This is a genomic window from Massilia pinisoli (genome assembly GCF_024753285.1).
Lineage (GTDB): Bacteria > Pseudomonadota > Gammaproteobacteria > Burkholderiales > Burkholderiaceae_D > Telluria > Telluria pinisoli.
The window spans coordinates 64,345-84,063 of record NZ_JANUGW010000002.1; the positions used below are offsets into that span (position 1 = coordinate 64,345).

Sequence of the window (19,719 nt, forward strand, 5' to 3'; positions counted from 1 at the left end):
GCGGGGAAGGCGTCAGGGATCGATGATCAAGAGGTCGCCGAACGAATAGCCGCGCACGCGCTCCGTGTTCAGCGGCAGCTTCGTGCCGAGGTCCGATTCGGCCTTGCGGCGCAGGCGGCGCACCATCGTGTCGATGCGGTTCTGGTCGTAGCTGAGGTAGTCTTCACCGAACCCCTGCACGATCTGCTTGCGCGAGATGGCTTCGCCCGTCTCGACCATGGCGAACATCTTGATGAACGCGAATTCGAGGCTCGTGAGTGCCATCTCGGCGCCGTTCGGTGCCGCCAGGCGGCGGTAGCGCATGCTCAGGTGCCAGCCCGGATTGAGCTGCCGCGCCAGGCTGAGGATGTAGTCGAGCAGCCGTTCGGGCTGGCTGTTCGGGTCCAGCCGCACGTCCCGCGCGTCGGGATTGAAAATGGTGACGCCTTTCGGGTCGGCGGCGTCGTCCGAGGCCGGCGCGGGCGGTGCCGGCGGCTGGCGCGTCGTGCGCTGGTCGGCTTTCAATTGGCGGCAGCAAGAAACGACGTCTTTTACTTCAATGACCTGATAACCGGCACTTTGAAACAGCGATGCCACGTCGCGAGTGGGATGCCCGAGTAAAAGTAGATTCATGGTGTTCGTCTCTGTTTTGATTACGGACGAACAAATGGTAGGTCGATGATTCCCCTGAATCCTGACAATATCTGGCAAAAAAACCGGATTGAAAAAGAATGTGCTGGCGGCGTTGTTTATATGGCGTGCGCCACGTCGGAAGTCGCTGGTTTATATTGGTCGTCCAGCTCAATCCTTGTCGGGTTTGATATAGATCAATAGTTTATATTGGAGATAATTCGATAGAATCGTTGATGAATATGATCGCGCAAAATAACGCGTCATGAACCCGCATAATTGTGTGCCGGATTTAATTGCAAAAAGTTTGTTAAATATCAAGGCGATGTGTAATTTCTCTATGTAGATCAAGCGCTTGGATAATGTATTGAAAATAAAAAAAGGCCCGCGCAATTGCGGGCCTTTTCGATCGTGCAAACGTTGATTCAATGCGGAGTGTTTTGGCCGCGCGCCAGTAATTCAGCGGCGAGCGGCCTCTCCGGACCATAAAAGACGACGGTCTGTCCCTCCTGACAGGCAAACGGCGTGTCCTGCCCATTCACCGACACGATGGCGCCGAATTGTTTTTGGACGCCGTAGGCCGGATCCGATCCCATCGTCGTGTTATTAATCGCGACGATTCCTCCGTGCGCATCGATTTGTTGTTGCAATTGCCGAGTCACGTCAATTGCCTGCATTGAATTGGTGTTGTTGTCCTGCAAGGCGCCGTACACTGCGAACTTGACGTCGATGATGCCGTTCATGATCGATCTCCCGAATAAACCTGCGATTGGAATTCGTATGCCACCGGCCCGATTGGCGCGGTGCGCAATCATCTTCGCGGTGCGCCAGGCGCGCGCGCTGACGGATTCTGGCGCGGCGGCCGGTCCCGTCAGATAGCGTCAGCGAACGGGCCGGCCGGGGCCATCACGATGGTGCCGAGCCCGGCGCGCCGTGTGCCGGGCCGTCCAACCACGAGGAACACCATGAGGCATTTACTCTGCATGTTGGCCTGCCTGCTCGCGATCGGCGGTGCGCGGGCGGCGGATGGGATAGTCGATGCGGCCTGCGCGGCGCGCGACGGCGACGACCCGGCGGCGCAGCTGGCGGCCGTGCGCGGGCCGATCGCTGTGGCCATCGGCACACTCGACAATGCCCGCGTAACGTTGCCGTCGCCCAGCCTGGCCAGCGGCACCGTCACGTACCTGGACATCTCGCCCAGTATCGCGCAGCAGCTCGACAAGGTGTGCGTACTCGGCTACTTCGAGCTGGCACGCGGCGGCGCGGCGCTCACGGTGCCGCTCGTCGTCGAGAGCGTGCAGACCGTCAAGGACGACGACCCGCACGACGGCGGCGCCATCCAGCCCAGCACGCGGGTCTACTTCCGCGTGCCCGCCATCGACGACTTCGGGCGTGGACTGGGCCGCCAGCCTTTCTGGAAATTCTGGGAGCGGGACGCGGCGCTGCACCTGAAGGTCGCCGCGTTCGCGTATGCCGACGGCGTGCGCGGCCACGTGTACTTCGGACGCGACCTGCCGGTCACCGTGTCGAGCAAGGGCGCGAGCGCCGTCGCGGCGCTGCTGTTCGCGGCGTTCTTCTACGGCGTGGCGGGTGCCGCGATCGGCCCCGTCGCGCGCGCGCCCGACGCCGGCCGGCGCGGGCGCGCGCGGTGGCGCCGGCTGCTGCCCTGGAATATCACGGGCAGCAACGGCCAGGCGAGCCTGTCGCAGCTGCAGATGCTGCTGTTCACGCTGATCGTCGCCACCTTGCTGTTCTACCAGTGGCTGCGCACCGGGCTGCTGCAAGACCTGTCGACCGATCTGCTGTACCTGATCGGCATCTCGACGGCCGGCACGGCCGCGACGCAAGCCGCGACGGCGATCCGCAAGAACCTGGAACCGGCCATCTACCAATACGTGCAGCAGCTCGGGTGGTTCACGGCGCCCATCGCCGATGCGCAGAGCCGGGGCCGTCCCAGCGGCCTGCTGCTGACGAACAAGCGCTTCGACATCTACAAATTCCAGATGCTCGTGTTCACCTGCGTGATCGCGGCCTATGTGATCGCCAGCGGCGCCGACGAACTTGGCAACGTGCAGATCTCGGCCACCCTGCTGACCCTGATGGGGATGAGCCAGGGCGCCTACGTCGGCGGGCGCGCGGCCGCCGACCTGCTCACGCCCTTGCAGGACCAGTTGCGCGGCATGCAGGCGCTGCAGCAGCGCTACGCGGCCGCCGCGGATGCGCAGGTGCGCGAGGAATTGCGCGGCCAGTTCCGGCAAGCGGCCGCGCAGGCCGGCGCGATGTTCGAGACGATGTTCGGCCGCGTGCTGCCGCCGGCCATGCTCGACCTGCCGCCGGACGCGGATGTGCCGGGCGCCGCTGCGCCGGCCGCGGGCGCGGCGTGAAGCGCTAGGGCAGGTACTGGTTGCCCGTGCGTGCCGCGGCCTCGTACACGCGCGGGAGCGTGAAGCGGCGGGCGCGCATCCGCGCACCGCTCATGGCGACCGTGAATTGCTGCGACACCGTCACGGGCAGCGACCCGGCAGCGCGGCCATGCAGCGCCACCTGCAGCGCGAGCGTGGCCGCGACCTCGCCCTGTTCGTATGGCGACGTGCCGATGGCGAGCATGCCGCCGTCTTCGGTGGTGAACGCGTTGAACGAGATCACGGGCACCGCCGCATGGGCCTCGGTCCAGCCCATGACCTCGCGCGCGGGGACGAGACTTGCGTCCGTGGTGGAGCGGCGCAGGCCGCGGTAGCCGCTCACGAGCAGCACGTCGTGGTCCGCGCCGAGCGCGCGCACGGCCGCCTGCCACGCGGGCCACGTGTCGACCTGCTGCACGGTGTCGAGGCCGATCGGCCGCCAGTCGTAGTGCCGCACCTGGCGGGCATCGCCGTCGACGGTATCCGAGCGGTCGCCGAGGTAGGCCACGCGCAGCGGCCGGCCCGGCGTCCCGATGCCGGCGGCGCTCTCGAGCGCTTCGCGCATGGCGTCAAGCGGGATGCGTTCGAGGATGCCCGTGACGTTGGGCGCGCCCGCATAGCCGTAGTCGGCGGCCGCGCGGTTCACGCCCGCGAAGACGATGGTCACGTGCGGGTCGCCCACGAAATAACGGGCCGCGTATTCCTGGGCGTCGTCGTCGACGGCGATGACGACGTCGGGCCGCGTGGCGGCGATGACGTTGCGCGCGGCGATGCCGGCGCTGGCCTTGAATGCCGCCGACGGATGGCGTTTCGTGTCCATGTAATACCAGCGCACCCGGTACAGGTATTTCTTGTCGAGCACGCGGTTCAGCCCCACGTTGACGTCGCGGACCCACGCATAGCCGGGGTCGTAGCTGTGCAGCACGAGGATGGTGGGCTTGCGCGCGTTGTACCAGCCCGTCAGCAGCAGCGCGCCGCCCAGGAATACGGCCACCATGGTCTTTTCGAGTTTGCGCATCATCGTATCCCCAGCATCGCCCAGTATGGAAAGCTCGCGTAGACGGCCAGCAGGCGCGCCACGTTCAGGCAGGCGTTGAGCCACCAGAACCGTTGTTCGTCGTACGGCGCCGCGCCGTTGTTCACCTGCTGCATCTGCAGGTAGTAGCTGCATTGGTACGGGAACCACCACACGTCGGAGAACACGAGGATGATGAAGCCGACCAGCCATTCGTTCACGCCGTTCACCTGGGCGAGCGGCATCAGGATCGTGGCCAGGATCACGCTCGTCGCATTGATCGGCGCCGCCAGCCGGATCACGTTCACGAGGCCGTACAGCAGCAGCACGAACAGCGCGAAGTGGTCGCGCATCGTGGCGCCCAGCGGGCCGAGGTACGTGCCCAGCATGCGGTCGAGGCCCAGGTGGTTGAACGCTGTGACGATGCCTGTGATGCCGCTCAGGTACAGGAGGAACGTCCAGTCGACCTTCTCCTTGAGTTCCTTCTTGTCGAGCGTTCCGCACAACAGGAGGCCGAACAGCATCGCAAAGCCCAGCCACGGCGCCTGGACCTTGTGCAGCGAGCTCGTGACGATGCCCGCCACCATGAAGCCGATGCTCCCCAGCGCCGCCCATTCGCGGCTCGTCACGGGGCCCAGCAGCGCGCACTGCGCCTCGAGGCGGGCGCGCGGCAGGTGCGGGCGCTCGTCGTTGCGGCAGCCGAACGCGGCGGCCGCCGCGTGTGCCGCCAGCAGCACGGCGGCCGTCACGAGCGCCGCCTGCAGCCACGCGGCGCCCTGGAAATGGTCCTGGCCCTGCGGCGACAGGAGGCCGAACACGGCGAAGTTGACGGATTTGCTCGTGATGAAGACGGCGGAGAACAGCGTGCCGCCGCTGAAGCAGCTCAGCGCCAGCCGCGTGGCCGCGCGGCCGCGTTTTGCGAGCCGCAAGTTGTCGGCCATGTCGGTGTAGAACGGCGCCAGCAGGGCGATGCGGCCGTTGGCGGTGGGGATGATGGGCGTGAGCAGGACGCCGGTCGCGAACAATCCGACGTTGTGCCAGCGCTGGCGGTTGGGCAGCCGGCGCAATAGCAGCAGCATGACGCGGTAGCCCAGGCCCGAACTGACGACGACGGCGCCCAGCGCCAAGGTGCTGAGGGCCATCATGAAGCCGTCCGACGCGAAGCCGGACAGGATCACGGGGACGGGCACGAGGCCCGTCAGCAAGGTGGCCAGCAGCGCGAACAGCGCGGGAATGTAGTCGTCGACGAGGTTGCAGATCCACATGGCGATCGTCGCCGCGAAGATGGCGAGGAAGATCACGCCACCCTGGTCGAAGCCACGACCACCCGCGCACGCGAGCGTGACCAGCGCCGCGCCGATGACGAACAGCCACCCGGGCGCCGCGTGGCGCCGGTAACCGCCGTGTGCGGGCTTGGCCGGCGCCGCCGTGCGCGCCAGCGTTTCGCCGGCCAGGTTGCTCGTCAGCGAGAACAGCAAGTCCGTCTTCAGCGCGGGATGTCCGGCGAGCAGCGCGGACAGCGCGGCGCGCGGCAGGCACAGCACCGTCGTGTCTTCGACGGCGATGGCGTCCGCCAGATAGGCGTGCGTATCGGACGCCGCTTCTTCGCCGAAGCGCCTGGCGCGCACGGCACGGCGCCGGCCCTGCGGCGACACGAGGGCGACGGCGCCGTCGACGAGGAGGTACAGCCAATCGGCCGGGCTGCCCGCGGCGTAGATGGCGCTGCCCGCGGCGAACCGGCGGCGGCTCGCCTGCGCGACGAGGCGCGCGAGGCCGGCGCGGCCCAGCCGGCCGATCACGGGGTCGGCCTGCAGGCGGGCGGCGTCCGTGGCGGCGTCGTCGATCATGACGCGCTCCTGTCGGGCGCGTCGTCCGCCTCCGCTTCGGGATCGGGCGCCGCCAGCACGAGCGGCACCTGCTTGAACCACTTGAGCGCGACCAGCAGCCCCGAATACACGGAGACGACGAGGCCGGTCGCGGCCTTCAGCTTGTCGAACAGCTCGCGCGAAACGAGGGGCTTGTTGCGGTCGATGAAACGCTGCGTGCCGGCCGACGGCGGATAGGCGCTCGCCGACAGGATCAGCGCTTCGTCCAGGTGCATCTTGAGGCGCGACGCCAGCGCGGGGCCGTACAACGTCTCGAGCACCTTGACGATGGCCGCGGCGTCGACGCGGCGGTTGGCCACGAGGCTCAGCTTGACGCCCACGGTCCTCAGGGCATGCGGCGGCACGGGCGGCGCGGCGCTGTACATCATGGCGCCGATCTCCGTTTCGGCGGCCCAGTCGTGGCGCAGCGCGAACGACGCGGCGAACGGCACCTCGAGCAGGTGGTAGCCCTGGCGCCGCACGAGGTAGTCGACGACGTCGGACGGCGCGAACGACGTGAGCACGATGGCGTCCGGCAGGCGGTCGCCGCGCTGCGTGAGCAGGTCTTCCGTCGAGACGTTCGATTCCACGTAGTCGACGTCCTCGCGCAGCCCGGCGAACGCGAGGATCTGGCGCGCGACGATGCGCGTGCCGCCCTTGCGGGTGTTGAGATTGACCCGGTGCCCGCGCAGGCCCGCGATGTCGGCGATGCCTGGACGGGCCAGGAAGTGCAGCTGTTCCGATGTCACGGTCGCCACCTCCACCACGTCGGGGCTCGGCAGGTCGAGGCCGCCCTGGATGAATGCGAGGTCCAGCTTGCCGGCCGCGACGAGCGCCAGCGCTTCCTGCGAGCCGTCGGTGGGGCGTACCGTGAGTTCGAGGCCGTTGCCGGCAGCCGCGTCCTGCAGGGCTTTCGCGAAGAAATGGCGGTTGCTCGTGATGTCGGTGCCGGACATCGTCAGCGCGTAGCGGCGGGGGACGAGCTCCGCCAGCGACCACGTCGCGACGCCCGTCAGTACGAGCAGCGCGAGCGCGGCGAGGCCGCGCGCGGCGGGGCTGTGCCGGCGCCAGCGGCGCGCGACGTGCGGGAAGGGGGAACGATAGGGCATGCCGTGGTCCTTGTCGGAAGGGTCAGCAGACGGCGACGAGGCCGAGGCGCTCGACGATCGCCTGGCCCGCGGGGCTGCGCGCGAAGCGCACGAACTCGGCGCGGGTGCGGCCCGGGGCGCCGTGCAGCAGGAGGTGGAAGCTGTGCGTGAACGGATAGCGGCCCGACAGCACGGTGGCGCGCGTAGCCTCGACGCCATCCACGGCAAGCAAGGCGACGCCGGTCGCGCCCGCGCGCGCGTGGCCGGGGAGGTAGCCGATGGCCGTCGGGTCGGCGGCGACGGCGGCCGCCAGCGCCGCGTCGTCCGCGCATTCGCGGGCATCCAGCGCGAGCGCGCCGCCGCCGAGCAGCAGGTGCTCCGCCGACCGCCGCGCCGTGGCGCTGCGCGCATGCACATACACGGTGAGCGGCGCGTCGGGGCCGCCGAGCGCGCGCCAGTTCGCGATCTCGCCCGCGAACGCGGCGCGCACCTGGGCGCGCGTGAGGCCGCCGAGCGCCAGGCCCGGATTGACGACGATGCCGATGTCGTCGCGGGCGATGAGGTACTGGCGCGCGCCGGCGTCGTCCTCCGTGTCGGACAGCGCGCGCGTCATGGCCGCCACGTCGATCGCGGCGCGGCTGGCCGCGATATACGCCGGCAGGGAACCGCCCCGTTCGATGACGATCGATACGCCTGCGCGGCCGCGCACGAACGCCTGCGCCAGCGCGCGCGCCAGCGGGACCATCGCAGCCGCGCCGGCCACCAGCAGCGATTCCTGCACGGCCGGCGCGGGCGTGCAGGCGGCGGTGGCCAGCATGCCCGCGCCGGCCAGCATGATGCACGCATCGCGCCTATGCATCGTTCGCCCCCATCGCCGCCGCGTAGGCGATGAAGCGTGCCGCCGGCAGCGTCCACGGGCCCAGCGTGACGAGCATGAGTGGCGCGTACACGGGGCCGTCCGGCGCCGCGTCCGCGATCCGCAGCACCTTCAGCTGGGGCGGGAGCCTTGCATGCGGCGCGTAGGTGATGCCGAACGGACGCGCCGCCATGCGCGCCAGCCGGTCGTCCGTCCCCAGCACGCGCGCCAGCGGCGTGTAGGTATCGTCGGCGCCCAGCAGGCGCTGGCGCCAGCTGGTCGACACGCCGCCCGTGGGCGGCCCCACCAGCACCTCGATGGGCGCGCGCGGCCCGCCCAGCAGATGCCATTCGCCGATGCGGCCCGTGAACACGTTGCGCAGCTGCTGCAGGCTGAGCGCGTCGAGGGGATTCGACGCATGCACGACCGGCACGATGGCGTCGCGCCGGACGGCCGTGGCGCGGAACGGCAGGCCGCGCGCGTCGGCGGCCGCCGCCAGCTCGTCGGGCGCCGTGCCGCTGGCCATGGCGATGTCGGTGGTGCCGTCGAGCAGCGCCTTGTAGCCGCGCGCCGTGCCGCAGCCGTCGTTGACGACGACGCGCACGGGGTGCGTTTCCATATACGCTTCGGCGATGCGCTGCATGCGGGGCAGCAGCGTCGTCGATCCCGTCAGCTGCAGGGCGGGTGAGAGGGCATGGCGTGGGGTGGTCATATCGGCCTCGGATCGATCGCAGACCGATCCATCCTAGGCCGACGGCGCCGGCGGCGCCTGACCGTATCTGGCGGCGGGCGCCCGCCGTCAGCGCGGCCGCAGCCAGATCGCCTGGCCGCCGGACGCGGGCAGGTCGAGCTGCAGCACCGTGGCGGCGTCCACCGTGCGCGTGCGGATGCCCACGTGCGTGGCCGTCGGCGCGGCCGGGTCGTCCGCGTAGATCGTCGCTTCGTAGCTTCGGCCCTTCGGCAGGAAGTCCAGCTTCAGCGCCACGCGGCGCGCGTCGTTGCCGGTGATGCTGCCCACGAACCACTCGTCGCCCTTGCGCCGCGCGATCGTCACGCCGCGTCCCGGTTCGCCTTCCGGCACGCGCGTCTCGTCCCACGTCGTCGGGATGCGGTCCCAGAACGCCAGTTCCGGCTCGTCGTGCGAGCGTTCCGGCTTGTCGTACCAGTACAGGGTCTGCAGGGGGCTGTAGTAGACGACGGCCAGCGCCAGCTGGTGCGCGTGCGTCGTCCTGATGCGCGGGTCGTAGTAGCAGATCGTGTAGTCGGCGGGGCCGGCGAGGAAGCGCACGAACGGCAGCACCGTGTTGTGCGTGGCGTCCGGCATTTCCTCGTTGCCGCGGATGCCTTCCGCCGTCAGCAGGTTGGGCCACGTACGCTGCTCGCCCGTCGGACGCCAGTCGTCGTGGACGTTGACCATGATGTGGGCGGCGGCCGCCTGCTGCAGCGTTTTCTCGAGCCACGTCGTCCAGCGGTGCGAGCCCACCTGCACGTAGCCGAACTTCACGCCGGCGACGCCCCAGTCGCGGTAGGTCTGGAACAGCGTGTCCGACTGCGCCAGCAGGCCTTGCTGGTTCACGTACAGCCACACGCCGATGCCCTTGCTCTTCGCGTACGCGATGATGCCGGGCAGGTCGAAGTCGGGGATCGCCACCTTCGTCGCATCGGCGTCGAACGAGAACGCGTTGCCGTACCACTTGAAGTCGAACAGCACGTATTGCAGGTGGTGGCGCGCGGCGAAGTCGATGTTGGCCTTCGCGTCCTGCGTCGTCAGCGACATCACGCGCATGATCTTGCCCGGCTTGATCCACGACGTATCCGCGATCTTCGACGCGTCGTTCAGGTTCAGGATGAAGTCGTCGTGCTCGATCAGCTGGCCCGGTCGGCGCGCGATCATGATGCCGCGCCAGGGCGTCGCGAACGGCGAGATCAGGTCGGCCGGGTCGTGCATCGACGTGACGAGGGTGTCGGCCTTGTCGGGCGACAGCTTGAACTTGGTGCGCGCGTAATCGACCATGCGCCCTTCGAGCAGCGCGACGGACAGGCCGTTCGGCAGCGCGAGCGTGAGCGGGCGTTCCGCCTCGTCCGGCCAGTGCGCCAGCGGCATCAAGGCGTACGGCCCTTGCGCCCAGCCGTGGAACCACGCGCGCGTGCCGGCGGGGAGGGCGAATTCCGTGTCCTCGCCGAGGATGCGGTAATACGCGCCTTTCTCGTTCTCGGGGAACGCGAAGCGCAGCGCCACGCCTTCGTCGTAGGCGCGCACCTCGACGGACAGTTTGTACAGCGGGTTGTCGTCCTTGATCAGGTCGAGTGTGAGCGCTTCGTAGTGGTCGCGGATGTGCGCGCGCTCGCCCGTGACGGGCGTCCACGTGCTGTCGTGGCTCGCGCGGTGCACGCCCGTCACGCGCAGGCTCTCGAACCAGTCCGCGTGGCGGTCGACGGGCAGGGCCATCGCGTTTTCGTTCAGGTGGTTGTCGAGCCGCAGCGCGAGGCGGGAGTCGCGGATGACGACGTCGCCGTCGTAGCGCACGTTGTACGACAGGTTGCGCTTGCCGCCCGCGTCCAGCTTGTGCGCGAGTTCGAGCACGATGTGGCCGTCCGGCGACGCGATGCGTTCGACGGTGTCCGGCCCGGCGGCGGCGCGGGCGGCGATGCACAGGCTCGCGATGGCAATGAAAGTGCGCGAAAACGGGCGCATGACGTCTCCTCGTGTTGTTATCGATCACATCGTAGCAGACCTCAGCCATGAAATGCAATCGAGAAAATCCGCGACAAACCGCTCGGATATCGATAACATCATGAGCAGCCGGCCATGGTCCGGCATCCGACACCCAACGAGAAGAGGACATGAAGAATACGACGAGGAGACTTTTGGCGGCCGCGCTCCTGGCCGCGGCGGCGCATGCGCAGGCCGACGACACGTTCCGCCCGGGCGCGCTGTGGCCCGACGACAAGGGCGTGCACATCAACGCGCACGGCGGCGGCCTGCTCGAACACGACGGCGTCTATTACTGGTTCGGCGAGCACAAGGTGGCGGGCGAGGCCGGCAACGTGGCGCAGGTCGGCGTGCACGTGTACAGCTCGCGCAACCTGACGGACTGGCACGACGACGGCATCGCGCTCGCGGTCACCGACGATCCGGCCAGCGACATCGTCCGCGGCGCGATCATCGAGCGGCCGAAGGTCATTCGCAATCCGCGCACGGGCAAGTTCGTGATGTGGTTCCACCTGGAGCTGAAGGGCCACCGCTACGATGCGGCGCGCGCGGGCGTGGCCGTCGCGGACAAGGTGACGGGCCCGTACGTGTACCAGGGCTCGTTCCGGCCCGACGCGGGCGCGTGGCCCGTCGACGTGACGCCGGCCGACAAGGACCCGGCGACCTCGACCCTCGCGCGCGACCACGCGGGCGGCCAGATGGCGCGCGACATGACCTTGTTCGTCGACGACGACGGCACCGCCTACGACATCTACGCGTCCGAGGAAAACCACACGATGCACGTGTCGCGTTTGACGCCGGACTACCTGCGCTCGGCCGGCCAGTACGCGCGCATGATGCCGAACGGCGACGACGAGGCGCCCGCGATCTTCAAGCACGGCGGCAAATACTATCTCGTGACGTCGGGCCTGACGGGCTGGGCGCCGAACGCCGCGAAGTCGTACGTGGCCGATCACATCCTGGGGCCGTGGAAGGCGCTGGGCAACCCCGTGCGCGGCACGCCGGAACAACAGAAGATCACGTTCGGCGGCCAGTCGACGTATGCGCTGACGCTCGAGCGCAACGGCTGCACGCGGCACATCCTGATGTTCGACGTGTGGCGCAAGATGGACGCCATCGACGGCCGCTACGTGTGGCTGCCCGTCGAATGGGAGGGCGACAAGCCCGTCGTGCGCTGGCGCGACCGCTGGACCCTGGCCGACCTCGATAAACTGCCCTGCGACGGTCCGAAAGGTTAGCGGCCGTCGCGTCGTGCGGCCGCCGCCGCATCGTCCGGCGCCTGGCGCGCGGCGCGCGCGACCGGCTGGTGCCAATCGAGCTTGATGGCGGCGAGGCGCAGGCCGAAGCACAGCGCGGCGCCCGCGCAGGCGCTGACGGTGCCGGGCAGCCCCAGCGCATCGCCCGACACGAGCACGGCGGCGCCCGCCAGCGCGGCGACGGCGTAGATGTCCGAGCGCAGCACGGCGGGAATCTCGGACAGCAGCACGTCGCGCGCGACGCCGCCGCCGACACCCGTCAGCATGCCGAGCAGCGCGGCCATCACCGGAGACAGCCCGAACACGAGGGCTTTCTGCGCACCCGCCACGCAGAACAGCGCGAGGCCCGCCGCGTCGAACACGAGGACGGGGCTGCGCAGCCGGCGGATGTTCGGATACCAGAAGAAGATCATCGCGCCGGCAAGCAGCGAGGCGGCCAGGTAGCGCCAGTCGCGGATCGCCGCGGGCGGCGTGGCGCCGATCAGGACGTCGCGCACGATGCCGCCCGAGTTGGCGGCGACGAACGACAGCACGAGCACGCCGAACAGGTCGAGCCGGCGGCGCACACCGGCCACTGCGCCGCTGAGCGCGAACACGAACGTGCCGAGCAGGTCGAGCGTCAGCACGAGGGTCTTGATGGCGGTGCCGACGTCGAGGGAGACAGGAGGAAACACGGGTTTTGCCGATCTTGGTTGATAGTCCGACATTATGCCGCGTGCCGGCACTGAAAGGTAATTGAAGGGTTGCGTCGATATAGTGAGCCCCATTCACCAGGCTGATCGTCCGTATCACCGCACCCGATAACTGTGCGACGCGGACGCCGGACCAGGCATAAACGAGGAGCACACATGAATACGACGACTACGACCTACACCCCGGGACGCACTGAAGACGCGCCTTCCGGCATCTCGCTCGCGGCCATCTGCCGCCGCATCGCGCGCACCCGCATCGGCATCGTGCCGCTGCCCGTGTACCTGTTGCTGGTGGCGCTGATCGCGGGCTTCGTCACGACGGGCAAGGTGCCGAACGACATCTGCGTGTCGATCGCGATCCTGACCGTGGGCGGCTTTTCCTGCGCGGAGCTGGGCAAGCGCCTGCCGTTCTTCCGCACCATCGGCGCGGCCGCGATCTTCGCCACGTTCATCCCGTCCTACCTCGCATTCAGCAAGGTCCTGCCGGCGCCCGTGCTGAAGAACGTCGTCGACTTCACGAAATCCACGAACTTCCTGTACCTGTTCATCTCGTCGATCATCGTCGGCAGCATCCTGAGCATGGACCGCAACGTCCTGATCAAGGGCTTCGTGAAGATCTTCGTGCCGCTCGCGATCGGCTCCGTCGTCGCGGCCGCCGTCGGCACCGCCGTGGGCACCTTGCTGGGCCTGGGCCCGTACCACACGTTCTTCTACCTCGTCGCGCCGATCATGGCCGGCGGCGTGGGCGAGGGCGCGATTCCGCTGTCGATCGGCTATGCGGGCATCCTGGGGCAGGAACAGGGTCATCTGTTCGCCGAAGTCCTGCCGCCCGTGATGCTGGGCAGCCTGACGGCGATCCTGCTGTCCGGCATGCTGAATTCGCTCGGCAAGAAGCGTCCGCACCTGACGGGCCAGGGGCGCCTGCAGCCGGGCGAAACGGACGACCTCGCGCCGCAAGCCGAGACCGTGACGGGCCAGTTCGACGTCGCGAACATCGCGGCCGCAGGCATCACGTCGATCTCGCTGTACATGGTCGGCATGATGTGCTTCCGCCTGTTCGATTTCCCGGCGCCCGTCGCCATGCTGTTCGTCGCCGTGATGTTCAAGCTGTCGCGCCTCGTGTCGCCGCAACTGCAGCAGAGCTCGTACATCGTCTACAAATTCTTTTCGACGGCCGTCACGTACCCGCTGCTGTTCGCGATCGGCGCGTCGATGACGCCGTGGGACAAGCTGGTGTCCGCGTTCAACGTCGTGAATCTCACCGTCATCGTCGCGACCGTCGCCAGCCTCATCGCCACCGGCTTCTTCGTCGGCCGCAAGATGAATATGTACCCGATCGAGACGGCGATCATCAACGCCTGCCACAGCGGCCAGGGCGGCACGGGCGACGTGGCGATCCTCACGGCGGCCGAGCGCATGCAGCTGATGCCGTTCGCCCAGATTGCTACCCGCATCGGCGGCGCCATCACCGTCACCTTGACGCTGTTGCTGATGTCGCAACTGCACTGAGCCGTCCGGCCGGGAACGCTGTCCGCGGGTATGATGAGGTCATGAACGTGTTGCGCATTCTTCCGCTGCTCGCCGCATTGGCCACCGCGCCGGCGGCCGCGGCAACCCGGCAAGCCGAATGCCTCGTCCCGTCCAAGCCGGGCGGGGCGATGCACCTGACCTGCAAGCTCGCGCAGCAAGCGTTGCAGGCCAAGCCGGACGCACCCCGGCTGAAGTTGAGCTACCTGCCGGGTGGCATCGGCGCCGTCGCGTGGCACACGATCGTCTCGCAGCGGCGCGGCGAGCCCGACACGATCGTCGCGTTTTCCGGCGGCTCGCTGCTGAATCTTGCGCAGGGCAAGTTCGGCAAGGCCACCCCCGACGACGTGCGCTGGGTTGCCGCCCTCGGCATCGACTATGGCGTGATCGCCGTCCCGGCCGACTCCCCGTGGCACAGCCTGCGCGACCTGATGGCGGCGCTGCGGCGCGATCCGGAAAAAATCCTGATCGGCATGTCCGGCACGATCGGCAGCCAGGACTGGATGAAGATGGCGCTGCTGGCCCGTCAGGCCGGCCTCGACCCACGGCAGCTCCGCTTCGTCGCGCTGGAAGGCGGCGGCGAGGAATTCGTCGCGATGCAGGCCGGCTATGTGCAAGTCGTGTCGAGCGACGCGTCCGAGACGTCGCTGTACGTCGGGCCCGGCAAGGCGCGCGTGCTGGCCGTGCTGTCCGACAAGCGCCTGCCCGGTCCGTTCGCGACGGTGCCCACGGCGCGCGAGCAGGGCTTCGATCTCGTGTGGCCGCTGATCCGCGGCATCTGGATGGGGCCGGACGTGCCCGAGGCGGACTACCGGCGTTGGGTGCAAGCATTCGACAGCGTCGAATCGTCGCCCGCGTTCGCGCAGATGCGCGCGCGCAGCGGCCTGTACCCGCTCGCGCTGAAGGGCGACGCGCTGACCCGCTACATCCGCCAGGCCGTCGCCGACTACAGGCGGCAGGCGCGCCAGTTCAATCTCGTGCGCGAGCACTAGCGTCCAGGTCAGGCGCGGGCGGATCGGCGGGCGCCTGCCGATGCCGCACGCGTTGCGCCGCCACGACACCGACGCCCAGCAACGCGAGACTCAACATCGTGCCGAACGACGGCGCCGCGAGCCAGCGCAGGGACTGGTTCGGCTGTTCCAGCGGGCTGTCCTGCGGCGGGTCCGATGGCGCGCTCGCTGCCGCTGCCGCGGCCGGCTCACCCGCGAACAATGCCGTCATCGCCTGTACGAACGGACTCAGGTCATGCGCGCCCCGGCCGGACAGCACGTGGGCGTCGCGCACGACGTCGTCGTTGCGCCACGTGGCGCCCGCGTTCACGAGGTCGTCGCGGATCCCGGGCCAGGCCGCGAGCGTGCGCCGCGCCGCCAGGCCGGCCGACACGAGCACGAGCGGCGCCTGCGCCAGCACGGCGATCGGCTTGGCGGCCACGTCGAATTGCTGGACGAACGCACGCGCCGGGGCCGACTGGCGCAGCGCGTCCGGGCTGACCCAGCCGCCGGGGATGAAGAGGCCGTCATGGTCGGCCGCCTGCGCGGTGGCGACGGTCGCGTCGACGCGCACGAGTTCGCCCGGCTGGTGCAGGTGCATGCCGCGGATGCGTCCGCGCCGCAACGATACGAGCGTCACGGCCGCGCCGCCTTCCGCAAGGGCGGCGAGGGGGATGTCGAGCTGTGCCTGTTCGAACCCGTCCGCGGCCAGCACCGCGATGCGCTTGCCGGCGAGTAGCTTGGTTGTGCTCATGGTCGCTCCGGTTCCGGGATCATCTTCCACAGAGCCGGATCATGCGCCATTAGTTCCGCGTTCGAACGTCAGGCCGCCATCCGCAAACCGTACGACGCATCGTTGGCGCACGCACGCGTCCGGGTGCGCGGCGGCGGGCTCGCCCGGACGGCCATCGGCTGCGCGTCCGCGAGCAAGGCCATCATCGCGGGCACGTCGAAGCCGTCCAGCGCGGCCTGGAAGCGGCGGATGAGTTCGCGGCACAGCTTGTCGTCCGGCGGCGCCTCGTCCGCGTGCGCGCGCAGGCGGCGCCGCGCGCGCGACACGTGCTGGCGCGCGTTGGCCGGCTTCGTGCCGAGCGCGGCGGCGACATCGGCATGATCGCATTCGAAGACGTCGTGCAACACGAGGGCCAGCCGCTCGGCCGGCGACAGGCAGGCGAGCAGCCGCGCGAGCGCCTCGCCCAGCGCCGCCTGGCGCAGCAGGTTGTCGTCCGGTTCGGCCGGCGGCGCGGCGGGCGCCAGCTCTTGCGCGGCGTGCGCGGCCAGCGCGTCGCGCACGCGCCGGCGCAGGCGGTCGATCGAGCGCCTGCGCACGACCGTCGTCAGCCACGCGGCCGGCGTCGCCAGCGCGTCGCGGTCCGCCGCATGCCACGCGAGAAAACAATCCTGCACGACGTCCTCGGCGTCCGCCGCGCTGCCGACGATGCGCAGGCTGAGCGCCTCGAGGCGCGGGCGCAGCTGTTCGAACAGGGTTTCGTTTGCATCGGTGCAAGACATCGCGGCTCTCCTCAAGCGGTGGTGGTGCCACTTGTCGCCCGGCGCGGGCCGGATGTGACACGCCGGCGATATTTTTTTTCGGCGTCACACGGCGGATGCGGCCGACGTCATGGGGGCAGCGGATCGGTTTCCCGATTCCACCGAACGAAAGGACCACCATGACTTCCACGTTCCCCCGCGGCCTGGGCCTCGTGCCCACCGTCATCGAACAAACGGGCCGCGGCGAGCGCGCCTTCGACATCTATTCCTGCCTGCTGAAGGAGCGCGTGATCTTCCTCGTCGGCGAGGTGACGGAACAGTCCGCGAACCTGATCGTCGCGCAGCTGCTGTTCCTCGAATCGGACAACCCCGACAAGGACATCGCACTGTACATCAATTCGCCGGGCGGGTCCGTCTACGCGGGCATGGCCGTGTACGATACGATGCAGTTCGTGAAGCCGGACGTGTCCACGTTGTGCACGGGCTTCGCCGCAAGCATGGGCTCGTTCCTGCTGGCGGCCGGCGCGCCCGGCAAGCGATACGCGCTGCCGAACGCGCGCATCATGATCCACCAGCCGCACGGCGGATCGCAGGGCGTGGCGGCCGACATCGACATCCAGGCGCGCGAGATGCTGTATCAGCGGCACCGGCTGAACACGATCCTCGCCGAACGCACCGGACAGACGCTGGCACGGATCGAAAAGGACACGGACCGCGACCGCTACATGTCGGCGCACGAAGGGGCGGAATACGGCTTGATCGACCGCGTATTGACGGGGCGCGGCGATGACGCCACGGTCGCATTACGAAATCCGTCAGAGGTCTGAATAATTTATCCCAGGTAAGCCGGCCGGACCGCCGATGGCCCTTTTCATCGGCTATGTTTCAGGTTTTATACCAAAGCGAATCATGAAACTGAAACAGAACCTGACCCTCGTCTCCCTCGCGCTGGCCATGTGGTGCACCGGCGCCGCGTCCGCGGAAGCAGACAAGCCGTGGATGGACACGCACCGCCCCGCCGCCGAACGGGCCAGGCTGGCCGTGCAGGCCATGACCCTGGACGAGAAACTGAAGCTCGTGTACGGCTACCTGGGCGCCGACTTCAAGGAAAAGCACTCGACGCGTCCGGCCGAATCGCACAAGCAGTCGGCCGGCTTCGTGTACGGCGTGCCGCGCCTGGGCATTCCGAACATCTGGGAAACGGATGCCGGCGTCGGCGTCGCGAGCCAGGGCGGCCCCGACGCGCGGCCCGCGACGGCGCTGCCGTCCGGCCTGAACACGGCCGCCACGTGGGATCTGCGCACGGCGCAGGCGGGCGGCGCGATGATCGGCGCGGAAGCCCGTGCCTACGGCTTCAACGTGATGCTGGCGGGCGGCGTCAACCTGATGCGCGACCCGCGCAACGGCCGCAACTTCGAGTACGGCGGCGAGGACCCGCTGCTGGCCGGCCGCATCGTCGGCGCCCAGATCAAGGGCATCCAATCGAACCACATCGTCTCCACGCTCAAGCACTTCGCGCTGAACGACCAGGAATCGGGCCGCACGTCGCTGAACGTCAAGATCGACGACGCATCGGCCCGCATGTCCGACCTGCTGGCGCTGCAGATCGCCAACGAGGAAGGCAACCCCGGCGCCGTCATGTGCGCGTACAACCGCATCAACGGCGTGTATTCGTGCGAGAACGACTATTTGCTGAACGGCGTGCTGAAGAAGGACTGGGGCTTCAAGGGCTGGGTCATGTCGGACTGGGGCGCCGTGCACAGCACCGTGCAGGCGGCGAACGCCGGCCTGGACCAGCAATCCGGCATGCCGTTCGACCAGTCCGATTATTTCGGCCCGCCGCTGAAGGAAGCCGTGCAGAACGGCTGGGTCGCGGAGTCGCGCCTGGACGACATGGCGGGCCGCATCCTGTACGGGCTGTTCGAGCACGGCGTCATCGACCACCCGGTGGCGCCGGCGCCGCAGACGATCGATACCAAGGCGCATGCCGCGGTGTCGCGGCAGGATGCGGAAGAAGGCATGGTGCTGCTGAAGAACGCACGCCGTACGCTGCCGCTGGGTACGAGCCTGAAACGCGTCGCCATCATCGGCGGCCATGCGGACCGGGGCGTGCTGGCAGGCGGTGGCTCGTCCCTCGTGTATCCGGCGGACGGCAACGCGGTGCCGGGCATCGCGCCCACGAGCTGGCCCGGCCCCGTGATGTACTACCCGTCGTCGCCGCTGAAGGCGATCCAGAAGCGGCTGCCGCGGGCGGCCGTCGCCTATAACGACGGCCTGGACCCCGCCGCGGCCGCGAACCTCGCGCGCGACAGCGACGTCGTGATCGTGTTCGCCACGCAGTGGACGGGCGAGGGTGTCGACATGGAGACGTTGGCGCTGCCGGACAAGCAGGACGCCCTCGTCGCGGCCGTCGCGAAAGCGAATCCGAACACGGTCGTCGTGCTGGAAACGGGCGGTCCCGTCACGATGCCGTGGCTGGGCCAGGTGCCCGCCGTCGTCGAAGCGTGGTATCCGGGCTCGGCCGGCGGCGAGGCCATCGCGGCCGTGCTGTTCGGCGACGTCAACCCGTCCGGCCACCTGCCGGCCACGTTCCCCGCGGCGGACGCGCAACTGCCGCGCGCCGCGCTGGACGGCCTGCCGTGGGTGCCGGACCGCCGCTTCGACGTCGACTACCACGAGGGCGCGGCCGTCGGCTACAAATGGTTCGACCTGAAGGGCCTGACCCCGCTATTTCCGTTCGGCCATGGCTTGTCGTACACCGAGTTCGCGTTGGGCGACCTGGCGGCCGACGCGAAGGACGGCATCGTGCGCGCCTCGTTCACCGTCCGCAACACGGGCCGGGTGAGCGGCAAGGAAGTGGCCCAGGTGTACGTGTCGCCGCTGAACACGCGCTGGGAAGCGCCGAAGCGCCTGGCCGGGTTCCAGAAGGTCGACGTGAAACCGGGCGCCGCCGTCAAGGCCGAGGTCACCGTCGATCCGCGCCTGCTCGCCATGTACGACAGCGCATCGCACACCTGGAAGGTGGCGAAGGGCGACTACCGGGTCACCCTGGCCGCCAGCGCAGCGGACCCGAAAGCGACGAGCACCGTCGTGCACCTGGACGCGGCCGTGTACGACGTCAACGGCAAGCGGGTAGCCGGGCAATAAGCGAAGCGGGGCGCGTGCCGGTGCGGCGCGGCCCCGTTGCGTGGGCAATACGTTTCTAAGAAGAAACAA

At 68.8% G+C, this 19,719-nt stretch carries 17 protein-coding genes; 6 read left to right on the top strand and 11 right to left on the bottom strand.

The annotated features are described in order from the left end of the window. Positions 1–12: 12 nt before the first annotated feature. Both NX784_RS02565 and NX784_RS02570 read right to left on the bottom strand, forming a co-directional pair. Positions 13–612: a winged helix-turn-helix domain-containing protein gene (locus tag NX784_RS02565; protein WP_258815133.1), complete on the bottom strand. Its 600-nt coding sequence runs from the start codon at positions 610–612 to the stop codon at positions 13–15. A 422-nt stretch (positions 613–1,034) separates the two neighbouring features. Then, positions 1,035–1,352, bottom strand: a complete 318-nt coding sequence (locus tag NX784_RS02570; protein WP_258815134.1) for a hypothetical protein — start codon at positions 1,350–1,352, stop codon at positions 1,035–1,037. Between the two features lie 222 nt (positions 1,353–1,574). Between NX784_RS02570 and NX784_RS02575 the strand changes: the two genes are divergently transcribed. Continuing rightward, positions 1,575–2,993 (top strand): hypothetical protein, encoded by a 1,419-nt coding sequence (locus tag NX784_RS02575; protein WP_258815135.1) that lies wholly within the window; start codon positions 1,575–1,577, stop codon positions 2,991–2,993. Positions 2,994–2,997: 4 nt separating this feature from the next. On the opposite strand, the gene NX784_RS02580 is transcribed toward NX784_RS02575, so the two are convergent. From NX784_RS02580 to NX784_RS02605, 6 genes are all read right to left on the bottom strand, one after another. Then, a complete protein-coding gene (locus NX784_RS02580; protein ID WP_258815136.1) occupies positions 2,998–4,032 on the bottom strand; it encodes an ABC transporter substrate-binding protein in 1,035 nt (344 codons plus the stop codon). Then, complete coding sequence (locus NX784_RS02585) at positions 4,029–5,873, bottom strand: SLC13 family permease (protein WP_258815137.1); 1,845 nt, start codon at positions 5,871–5,873, stop codon at positions 4,029–4,031. The genes NX784_RS02580 and NX784_RS02585 overlap by 4 nt, the downstream gene beginning before the upstream one ends. Then, positions 5,870–7,000, bottom strand: coding sequence for a TAXI family TRAP transporter solute-binding subunit (locus NX784_RS02590; protein ID WP_258815138.1), 1,131 nt, complete (start codon positions 6,998–7,000; stop codon positions 5,870–5,872). The genes NX784_RS02585 and NX784_RS02590 overlap by 4 nt, the downstream gene beginning before the upstream one ends. A gap of 22 nt (positions 7,001–7,022) precedes the next feature. Next, positions 7,023–7,838, bottom strand: coding sequence for a substrate-binding domain-containing protein (locus NX784_RS02595; protein ID WP_258815139.1), 816 nt, complete (start codon positions 7,836–7,838; stop codon positions 7,023–7,025). Continuing rightward, entirely contained in the window at positions 7,831–8,547 is a 717-nt protein-coding gene (locus NX784_RS02600) for a substrate-binding domain-containing protein (protein WP_258815140.1), read from the bottom strand. The genes NX784_RS02595 and NX784_RS02600 overlap by 8 nt, the downstream gene beginning before the upstream one ends. Before the next feature lie 87 nt (positions 8,548–8,634). Beyond that, entirely contained in the window at positions 8,635–10,530 is a 1,896-nt protein-coding gene (locus NX784_RS02605; RefSeq protein WP_258815141.1) for a glycoside hydrolase family 97 protein, read from the bottom strand. Positions 10,531–10,679: 149 nt separating this feature from the next. Here NX784_RS02605 and NX784_RS02610 point away from each other — a divergent pair, with 149 nt between their 5' ends. Continuing rightward, the gene (locus NX784_RS02610; RefSeq protein WP_258815142.1) at positions 10,680–11,786 is read left to right on the top strand and encodes a glycoside hydrolase family 43 protein; all 1,107 of its coding nucleotides are present in this window, start codon (positions 10,680–10,682) and stop codon (positions 11,784–11,786) included. Here the strand turns inward: NX784_RS02610 and NX784_RS02615 are convergent. Further along, on the bottom strand, positions 11,783–12,478 hold the full coding sequence (locus tag NX784_RS02615; protein WP_258815143.1) for a trimeric intracellular cation channel family protein: 696 nt from the start codon (positions 12,476–12,478) through the stop codon (positions 11,783–11,785). The two genes, NX784_RS02610 and NX784_RS02615, sit on opposite strands and share 4 nt — an antisense overlap. Before the next feature lie 174 nt (positions 12,479–12,652). On the opposite strand from NX784_RS02615, the gene NX784_RS02620 reads away from it, so the two are divergent. Both NX784_RS02620 and NX784_RS02625 read left to right on the top strand, forming a co-directional pair. After that, complete coding sequence (locus tag NX784_RS02620; protein WP_258815144.1) at positions 12,653–14,005, top strand: 2-hydroxycarboxylate transporter family protein; 1,353 nt, start codon at positions 12,653–12,655, stop codon at positions 14,003–14,005. 41 nt (positions 14,006–14,046) lie between these two features. After that, positions 14,047–15,015 carry a tripartite tricarboxylate transporter substrate binding protein gene (locus NX784_RS02625; protein WP_258815145.1) on the top strand — a complete coding sequence of 323 codons (969 nt, stop codon included), beginning with the start codon at positions 14,047–14,049 and terminating at the stop codon, positions 15,013–15,015. On the opposite strand, the gene NX784_RS02630 is transcribed toward NX784_RS02625, so the two are convergent. Together NX784_RS02630 and NX784_RS02635 are read right to left on the bottom strand one after the other, a co-directional pair. After that, positions 14,993–15,766, bottom strand: coding sequence for a DJ-1/PfpI family protein (locus NX784_RS02630; protein ID WP_258815146.1), 774 nt, complete (start codon positions 15,764–15,766; stop codon positions 14,993–14,995). The genes NX784_RS02625 and NX784_RS02630 overlap by 23 nt on opposite strands. A gap of 68 nt (positions 15,767–15,834) precedes the next feature. Beyond that, positions 15,835–16,524: a sigma-70 family RNA polymerase sigma factor gene (locus NX784_RS02635; RefSeq protein ID WP_258815147.1), complete on the bottom strand. Its 690-nt coding sequence runs from the start codon at positions 16,522–16,524 to the stop codon at positions 15,835–15,837. Positions 16,525–16,682: 158 nt separating this feature from the next. Between NX784_RS02635 and clpP the strand changes: the two genes are divergently transcribed. Both clpP and NX784_RS02645 read left to right on the top strand, forming a co-directional pair. Next, positions 16,683–17,330: an ATP-dependent Clp endopeptidase proteolytic subunit ClpP gene (clpP, locus tag NX784_RS02640; protein ID WP_258815148.1), complete on the top strand. Its 648-nt coding sequence runs from the start codon at positions 16,683–16,685 to the stop codon at positions 17,328–17,330. Positions 17,331–17,412: 82 nt separating this feature from the next. Continuing rightward, the gene (locus NX784_RS02645) at positions 17,413–19,650 is read left to right on the top strand and encodes a glycoside hydrolase family 3 C-terminal domain-containing protein (protein WP_258815149.1); all 2,238 of its coding nucleotides are present in this window, start codon (positions 17,413–17,415) and stop codon (positions 19,648–19,650) included. Positions 19,651–19,719: the final 69 nt, after the last annotated feature.